The organism is uncultured Rhodoblastus sp. (genome assembly GCF_903903185.1).
Taxonomy (GTDB): Bacteria; Pseudomonadota; Alphaproteobacteria; order Rhizobiales; family Beijerinckiaceae; genus Rhodoblastus.
Genome location: NZ_CAIUXT010000206.1, coordinates 1 through 8,562, shown reverse-complemented (window position 1 = coordinate 8,562; position 8,562 = coordinate 1). Strand labels below are relative to the sequence as shown.

Sequence of the window (8,562 nt, the reverse complement as noted above, 5' to 3'; positions counted from 1 at the left end):
CGGGGGCGCGACGTGCCGTGGACGAAGGCGTGAGGTTTTGTCCGAGAGCCGGGTGCGGGAAATCTGCATGCCCGGTTCGAAGAGAGGGGTGTGGAAACGGAGCTACGGACGAGCCACTAAGGCACCGCCAGACGAAAGGGGCGGAAACAGACATGCTCGGCCTAACGCCACCGCGCCACATCCCGACTCTACCGGAAACAGCCAAATCCGGTTGACGAATGTGGGTGCTGCGAGGTCAGGGGGCAGCGCCGAATTGCTGCCTCCGACCGTTAGTTCGTTAACCGCCCGAGGAAAACCGACCTCCCGAAGTCGGGCCAATCTCGTCGACGACGTCTTCTGCGTCGGCGCGACTAACACCCAAGTCGACGAGAACCGTAATGTACCGATAACGTCGGGCGGTTACGACCTCGGGGTCGACGAATGCGTCAAACGGAGTGGGCTTTTGTTTTCCAAGATTTTGGAGCAGATCGGCCCAGCTTGAATATCCAAACATGCGGGCGACACGTGCTGCGCCCGAGTTAGCTGGATTTCGTACCCGCGTGCTTCCAGCTTTTTCTTCAGTGCTTTTCCAATGCTTCTCGGGCGCACGTCGGTATCAAAATGTATTCTCATCAACAATCTCCTTTTCCACAGAGGCTGTGCGAGCTTGGTATGGTCGAATGAAGATAGAAGTCGGCGCCGACGCGTTTTCGATCGAACGCCGTCGTCAAACCGAGCGCCTTCAGTTCCAGACTGAGGGCGATCGGATCTTTCCCGGTCTGGGTCGCCAGTTCGTAGAGGGAGACGTATTTCTCCTTGAATTGCTGGATCTGAATTTTCGGGATTGCCATCATGGGACAGCGGTTTTTGGGGTTGCGAAAGGGCTCCAGCGACAGGACGCCGAGGCGGATCAGTTCGAGGACGCCGCGTGTTGATGTGCCGAGAAGATAGAACGCCCTGGATTTTGGGATGGCGTCCGGCTCTGGATCGGCGAGGACGCGCTTTACCTCGTCGAGATTGACGAGGAGGGAGGAGAATCCGACGGCGCCGGCGAGGCGGCCGCGCCAAGTCAGGCGGTTTTCGAGGATTGCCGCGACGACCTCGGCGGCGCCGCGGTTGGAACGCCGGGAGGCTTCCGCGATCGGATAAATCGGCGGGAGGAATTTACCGACTGGCGTCGATCCGTGGAGAAGGCGCGAGAGGAATTCGTTGAGGTCCTCCTTGGCGAAGACGTGTTCGCCAATGCCCTTTTCCTCCGTCGAGATGAACGGCTTGATGAAGCCGTGGTCGTGGAGGAGTTTCGCGTAGACCCTGCCGGCGCCGAGATAGGTTTCGACGTCCTTGAGCGACATCGATGATCCGATCCGCTTGAGGAGCGGTGCGTGGGCGACGGCGTCGAAGAGGCAGAGGTGGTCGGTCTTGTCGGCGTGGTCCTCAGGGAGCACGCCGGCGGTGGCAAGGTATTTGCGCGCCGTCTTCGGATGGATGCCGTATTCCTTGGCGGCGGTGTAAATGGAGTGGAACCGACGGGCCGTGACGGGCCGGCCGAGAACCGTGTCTCCCGGGCCGACCGGGAGCGTCTCGACGACATGGCGGTAGATGATATCGCGGAAGATCGCCTGATCTTCGGTTTCGGCGCGCAGCCACTCGTTCAAGATTCCCAGCACGGCCTGAACGCCATGGCTGGGTGTTTTCTTCTTGGGATAGTCGCGCCAGAGTTCCGAGATGAAGTTCCGGATTCCGGACTCGCCCTGCGAGACGATATCGAAACCGACGCCGCCGGCGACCTGCCAGTCATTCTCCGACATCGTCCGGGCCGCGACGTCGCTGCCTTTCATTTTGAGGGCTCCCACCAGTTCGCAGACCTTGGCGAGCGTGGAGATGCCGAACTGATCGATCCAGGAGTTTCCTTTGCCATCGAGGATCCTGGCGATGACGTATTTCTCCAGGCTGGAGGCGGGCCGGGGCAGGGCGGAGGCCGCGACTTCAGCGATCTTGCCAAGAAAGGGCTCGATCGCCGAAGCGTAATCGCCGCGGTTGTTGCCTTCGGTCTGGCCGCATTCGATCAGGGCGACGTTGTGGACGTGGCAGGTGCGGATGGAGGCCAGCGACCAGACGGCGCGGCTGTAGGCGCTGACGATCGGTGGGCCGGCGGACGCCGCGACGTCAGCGGCGAGGCAGACCGGGCATGCATAAACGCGCTCGCGGCGCAGGCCGGCCTTGTTCAGCCATTCAGTCCTGAACCGGTAGCCGGGGGACTCGCGATGAATCGAGTTTTCACCGAGGGTCCCGGGCCGAAGCCCGGCGAGATCCTCGACCTTGGACAGCGCGTCCTGTTGACCATCGATCACGGACTGGATGGTGATGCCGAAATCGGTGCAGAACACGCGCAGCGGGCGACCGTGAAGACGCGCCAGGCGGGAGATGTAGCTCGCCGGAATCTCGCCCCGCGAAAGCGGAATTGTTGGAAAGAGTTGGGCCATCGAGAATTTCTCCTTTTTCAAGATTTGCGGCGTCCGGTATTCTTGGCGCCTCTGGAATTCTCGATGGGCTGATCGCGCTCGCGCGGGTCGTCCATCAGGACAAAGCTGCAATCGATCTGGCGCCAGGCGTCGGTGGCGAAGGGATTGGCTGGCGCCGTATTGCCGGTGCGCAGCGCGAAGGCCGTGGCGTAATCTTCGGAGTTGAGGGCATTGGCTCCCGATTTGAGAGCGTGCTCGATGGCTTCGAGCGTCATGTCGATCAGCGTGCCGAATTCGCAGAGCGCGGCGTGGATCAGGCGCTGCCCGAGATGGTCGCCGAAGTCGGTGGTGAGGCCGGCGGATTTCGCCAAGGCATTCACCGTTCCTTTGGCGGCGCCGAGGTCGGACTCGCTGAGGCTTTTGAATTCGACGAAACGGGTGCGGCGCCGGATCTGCGTGTCGGCCTCCAGGAAATACTGGAGTTCCGGCAGTCCCGCGAACACCAGACAGATTGGGTGTTCCTCGGAATTCAGCAGGGACTTGAGGGTGTCGCGGATGCGGGCCACTTCGTCGGACTTCGCGTTCGACGTGATGTTCTGCATTTCGTCGATGATGAGAATGCGCGTGCCGATCTTGGCGAGGTGGAGGCGAACCGCCTCCCAGACCTCATGTTCCTTGCGGTCAGCGACCAGGGGATAGCCGAGGCGGTGCAGGATTTTGCGGCCCAGCGTTTTCAACGTGCAGGGCGCCGGCGCGGTGACGTAGACGACCAGGCATGACGGCTTGCCGTAATCGGGGAACTTGGCGGCGAGGATGCGGGCCAGCGCGGTGGATTTTCCGGCGCCGCTGTGACCAAGGACAGCCAGGGCGCGGCCCTCGACGAAATAACTCTCATCGTCGAAATCGTCCTCGTAGTCGTCGTCGAAGTCGTTATCGATCTCGTCGTCCGCCGCCTGGATGGGCATGGCGAGGTGGGTTGCGCGGTAGATGATATAGTCGAGAGCCTTTTGCAGTTCGGCGTCGCGCGGCGATGCGATGTATTTCATGCGCAGCGCCTTCATGATGGCGCGCGTCGCGTTATTTTTGGCTGTGTCGATGTCATTCATTGTGTGTCCTTTCATTTGGTTTAATCTTCGATGGTCCATCCGTCGGGAAGTTCGGCGTCGCCGTCGTCATCGGGGTCGGGTGGTGTAGGAGAGATTTCCCCCGTGTCTGGATTCACCTCCTCCCAGTCCTGCGGCGCCGTCTTGGGCTTGGGCGCGGCGGGCCTATTGGCCGGAATATCGGCGGGGGGATGGAAGTCGCCGGTCGGATTGGACGGAATCGCGTTGGCGAGAAAGTCGCCGCCGGCGTTGGGATTGGCGCGGGCCGCCTCGCGCGACTTCCAGGGAATCTCGACCAGGCGCTCGAGACGGTCGACCGTTTCGCGGGTGATGATCGGACTGGCGATGGAGTAGGCGAGCCGCGCCGCGTCGCCGATCATTGCGATGCGGTCCAGCGCGTCCAAGGCGATGGCGTGGGACGGGATGTTCTTGGTCTTGAACCGCCGGCGCAGGTCTTCGCAGACTGCGGCCCACACGATGATGTTGACGCCCTGCATCTCCGGAATGATGCAAGGGATCGAGGCAAAACCCTTTTCGCCGATCCTGACGGATATCCAGCCGAGGTCATGGCGGTCGACGATGACGTCGACTTCGGCTCCTTCGCCGACGTGCCTCATATATTTGTTGAGCACGCGGTTGTTGTAGAAGAGGTTGAGTACCCGGACGCCCTTTTTGGAAATCTTGCGGGTGATCTTGATTCCGAAGGCGTTGCGCCGTGTTCGTTTGTCGGGAGGCGGGGCGGCGCCGCGTTTTTCGTAGAGGTTGTCGTAGGCGTTACGAGGCGTTTCGCCGCCCAGGCCTTCGTGTCCTTCCTGGTGGTAGCAGTCGACGACATAGAGAACGAGGACCGTGGCCAGCTGCTCGATGGTCAGGCAGGTGAGATCGATTTCCTCGTCGCCGCGCGCGACAACGTTCTCGAAGGTTCTTCCCGCCAGGCGGCAGAACGCCTGCAGGTCGATGGTGCGGAAGAGCCGCTCGATCTTGCCGCGCAGGTACGGCGTCGCCGCCGGTGGATTGTCGAATTTGATTCCGGCGTCGATGCAGGCCTGGCGGAATTCATAGGCGATGAACGCCGGGCCCTGATCGGTGGCGAGGGTTCCGCAGCCCGAGTACATGTGCCAGGTCGAAACGGCGCCGGCGCTCGCGGCGAAGGCGGTTTTGTCCATCATGCCCATTTCGAGCGTGGCGACCGCGGAGTTGAAATTTTCGGTGGCCGACAGTCGCATGCCGAGGACGGCTTCGCTGGCGCAATCGAGGACGGCGCAAAGCGTCCAGCGGCCTTTTTCGATTTCTGTTTTCTGATCGGGCGACAGAAGCTGCCAGAGCTTGCTGAATTTCAGCCACGTCCTGAGATGTGCCGTCCAGGAATCCATCTCCCAGCGCTGGCCGATCCGGATGGCCCGGACACCGCCCATGACAAGGACGAAATGTTGCTTGGCCTTGTCGGCGTTCCAGCGTCCGGCATAATTGAAAAAGGCGCCATTGGCGTCGATGCACTCGGAGAGCTTATTGTAAGATGGGCAATCGAAGGGATCGAGTTTTGCGGCCTCGCGCTCCTTGTTGACCTTGTTGATTTTGGTTTCGAGCTGTCGATGGACGTCCTTTTTCGTGGGCCTGTCCGTGCTGGCGTATTTGAGCGAAATTTCGAAGAGGATGTCCTGGATATCCAGGCTGAGCGGCGACGGCTGTGGCCCATATTGGAAGGCGTCGACCAGCGCGAGCGCGTTGAAATTGGCGTTTTTGTAGACGTTGAGCCAGGAGCGGACCGATTTCACGCACGGGATCCAGCGGTCAAAACCGCTTCCGTCGCTGAGTTTGACTCCATTCAATTTGTCGAGCGCGGCGCCATGCGTTTCGAAGATGATATCGAGGCCGCGCTGGAGTCCGTCGTCGCAGAGGCTCGCCTTACGGGTCTCCAGCAGGGGCCGGAGGAGGTCGCAAATCGCGTGCTTGTAGACGATCCGCTTCTGGCGGTTGTGGTGCAGGTCTTCGAAGCGGAGGTCGCCCGCTTTCATGCGGGCTTCGGCTGTTTCCTTTGCGAAGTAATCGGGATCGTATCGCCAGCCCGGACCGTTTTCAAATTCGGCGATCCGGGCGTTGGTGAATGTTTCGGTGAAGCCGGGCTGGTAAACACGTTCGAACACGTGGCCGGCGCCGAACGTGGAAATGCACTTGTAGTAGACGCCGGAGTCGCCGTCGCCGTCGCCGAGGTCGAAGCCGACGCCGATCCGGTCATGTTCCCCGAAATATCGGCGACACGGTTCGTAATTTTTCGGCGCCGGCTGTTGCGGCAGATAGGGAACGAGGTCCTTGGCTGTCATGCCGCGTCGTTCCGCATGTACGGCCGCCAGACGGTCGCCGGATAGTCGATCAGGGTGTTTTGTCCGATTTCCAGATCGCCTTCGTCGATGAGCCGGGCGATGGCCCTGTAGCCCGCACCTTTGAGGCCGCTGATCTTGATCAGCGTCGCTACGGTGGTTTCGCCGTTGAGCGTGCGGACGATGGCGCGCATCGTGGCGTCGGCGGTCCGGTCGCGGTCGCGTCGCGCCGACAGGATGAGTTCGGCGTTTTGCACTATCGCGACGGGCAGGTCCGCGTCCTCGACCAGCACATAGGCGTCGGCAAATCCGCGCACCTGGCCGGCGATGGCTTTGAGGATGTCCAAGACCTTCTCCGACCGGGCCTTGGGCCGGACGGCGAGGGCCATCTTCGAGCCGTCGGCCATGTCGGCCAGGAAATCGAAGAAGTGCCGTTTCCACCGCTGTTCGAATTCATCGAAGTAAGCGACGGCCGGCGGTTGTTCGACCAGGTTGACGACGTCGCGGCGGGCCAGCATGACGACGGCGCATTTGCTTTCGAGGATGCTTTCGCACTGGATCATCCGGACGCGCGGCGGGACGCCGGTGATCGCCGGAATGATCGAGCGGCCCGCCCCACGCGACCTGAGGCTGATGTGGCGGGAAGCGACCGAGGCGAGGGGCGGGAGCCAGAAGTCCTCTTCGTCCTCGGTGTCGTTGGAGAGGTCGTATTCGGTGGTCATGACCGCCTCCGCGTGTTGCGGCGGGCGGTTTTACCGGCGGCGGTGGGGTTGAGAAGGGCCGAGGCGAGTTCGGCCTCCATCCGGCTAAAGAGCCGGTTGATCTTGGGCTTTCCGAGATGTTCGGTGGAGCCGAACAACATGAAGCGGTCGAAGCCCTCGGTCTTGAGGCTGATCGGGAGCGTCGGCGGTGACGCGAGGTCGTCGAGCGTCTGGGGACGGTCGTCGGAGGAATTGTCATCTGAAGTTATGAGCTGTCGCATTCTTCGAGCAAGTGTCGTCGTTCGGCGAGGAGCTGACGCTCTTCGCCGTGCGGTTCTGGACGCGACTTTCGGGATTTCGCTCGTAGCGAGACTAGGGCGCGCTCGCGACTCTTGTCAGTGAGTCGCGGTCGTGCGATACATGCCCATAGACGTGGCATGCATCATTGCCTGTCGCGGGAGCCGCTTTGCTGACATAGTTTTCGCAGGCCGTGCACAGCATTGCGGGGCAAACGAGCGCGTGGTCCTTCGGGGCCGCGCGTTTTCGTTTTCTGGGCTAACGTTACGTCATCATCGCTCTTCCCTTTCCCTCTCGAACCGACCCTGGGGACTCGAACCTGCGACCACGGTGCAGGGACTCGAACCCCCAAATTCACCATCGGCGTTGGCGCGCACGCGGCCTCAAGCTGACGGTGAAAAATAATTCGTTGAATCCGCGACGAGAGTCGAGTCAGTTAGGGGCGTCCGTCCCCAACTCCGACTTGGCAGAGACGAATGAACTCGGCGATCGCGCTTTGAGCTTCGTCGTGTTTGATCGGGTTCGAGCCCCTTGCGCGACGAGGTTAGTCGACATTTATCGTGCTCGGTTGCGCGCCTGTTTTTTCTGACCGATGGCTTTAAAAAAAATTCGATGGCCTGTGGAAAAGTGGGCGGTGACTTCGCCTTTCAGGCAGTTTTCCCTTGTCTTTTTTAATCACTGCAACGAGCGCTGATTCGAAAACGATCGGTTTTGGCTCGTGGTCGTCAGGTTAAATGACGTCGAACTGGGTAGGGGGTGGCTTGAATTGAGGTCGTCCATCTGCGCACATCCTTGATAGGCGGAATTCCATTTTTGTTTGGGGATTATCCCCTTGACGCAAGTAGCCAAACGGGGTACAAATAGCGGCATAGGAGATCGCCGCTATGGAACCCCGCAAACGCAAGCGCCCATCGAAGGCCGGACAGAAAGAAAGCAGCGTCCAGTCGTATTCAGTTCGCGAGTTCTTCGCGGAGTTTCCGACCGACGACGCTTGCCTGATTCGCGTTATGGAAGTGCGTTATGGCCTTCGTCATGTTTGCGGGAAATGCAAGACCGGGGCGACTTTCCACAAGATCACCGGGCGCCGCGCCTTCGCTTGCGCGGCCTGTGGCGATCACATTTACCCCTGCGCCGGAACCATTTTCGAGGACAGCCGGACGCCGATGCAAACTTGGTTTTATGCGATTTATCTGTTTATCGCTACGCGCCACGGCGTTAGCGCCAAAGAGCTTCAGCGGACCCTTGGCGTCACTTACAAGACCGCTTGGCGCATCGGCCATCAAATCCGCGACATGATGACAGAGCCGGCTCGGGGAAACTGGACAGAACGATAAGTGGCTTTTCTGCCTGACAGCGTCGATGATCGGCGCGCATCAGGAGAGATTATGACCAAACGACCGCGTCGGAACCACACGCCGGCATTCAAGGCGAAGGTGGCTCTGGCCGCCCTGAAGGGCGAGAAGACGCTGACAGAACTGGCGCAACAGTTCGATGTTCACGCCAACCAGATCACGCAATGGAAGGCCCAGCTTCTTGAAGGCGCTGCCGGAGTTTTCGGTCATGGCGGGAGCGAAGCTTCCGCGCCGGTTGTCGATTTGAAGGCGCTGCATGCCAAGATCGGAGAGTTGGCGCTGGAGAACGATTTTTTGGCAGGCGCGCTCACCAAAGCGGGTTTGCTGAGCGCAAAACGATGATCGACAGG

5 protein-coding genes and 2 pseudogenes are annotated in these 8,562 nt (G+C 60.7%); 2 read left to right on the top strand and 5 right to left on the bottom strand.

The window, feature by feature from the left end; all coding sequences use genetic code 11:
- Positions 1-611: 611 nt before the first annotated feature.
- From QZY01_RS18195 to QZY01_RS18175, 5 genes are read right to left on the bottom strand one after another with little or no spacing between them, the layout of a single operon-like run.
- Entirely contained in the window at positions 612-2,462 is a 1,851-nt protein-coding gene (locus tag QZY01_RS18195) for a TniQ family protein (protein WP_294540023.1), read from the bottom strand.
- Between the two features lie 17 nt (positions 2,463-2,479).
- Complete coding sequence (locus tag QZY01_RS18190) at positions 2,480-3,547, bottom strand: ATP-binding protein (protein WP_294540022.1); 1,068 nt, start codon at positions 3,545-3,547, stop codon at positions 2,480-2,482.
- Between the two features lie 20 nt (positions 3,548-3,567).
- On the bottom strand, positions 3,568-5,865 hold the full coding sequence (locus QZY01_RS18185; RefSeq protein ID WP_294540021.1) for a Mu transposase C-terminal domain-containing protein: 2,298 nt from the start codon (positions 5,863-5,865) through the stop codon (positions 3,568-3,570).
- Entirely contained in the window at positions 5,862-6,584 is a 723-nt protein-coding gene (locus QZY01_RS18180; RefSeq protein WP_294540020.1) for a hypothetical protein, read from the bottom strand. The genes QZY01_RS18185 and QZY01_RS18180 overlap by 4 nt, the downstream gene beginning before the upstream one ends.
- Positions 6,581-6,844: a hypothetical protein gene (locus QZY01_RS18175; protein ID WP_294540019.1), complete on the bottom strand. Its 264-nt coding sequence runs from the start codon at positions 6,842-6,844 to the stop codon at positions 6,581-6,583. Before QZY01_RS18175 ends, QZY01_RS18180 begins: the two co-directional genes overlap by 4 nt.
- Positions 6,845-7,744: 900 nt before the next feature.
- On the opposite strand from QZY01_RS18175, the pseudogene QZY01_RS18170 reads away from it, so the two are divergent.
- A pseudogene (locus QZY01_RS18170) lies at positions 7,745-8,176 on the top strand (IS1595 family transposase); the annotation flags it as partial.
- 69 nt (positions 8,177-8,245) lie between these two features.
- Positions 8,246-8,562: pseudogene (locus QZY01_RS18165) on the top strand (transposase); the annotation flags it as partial.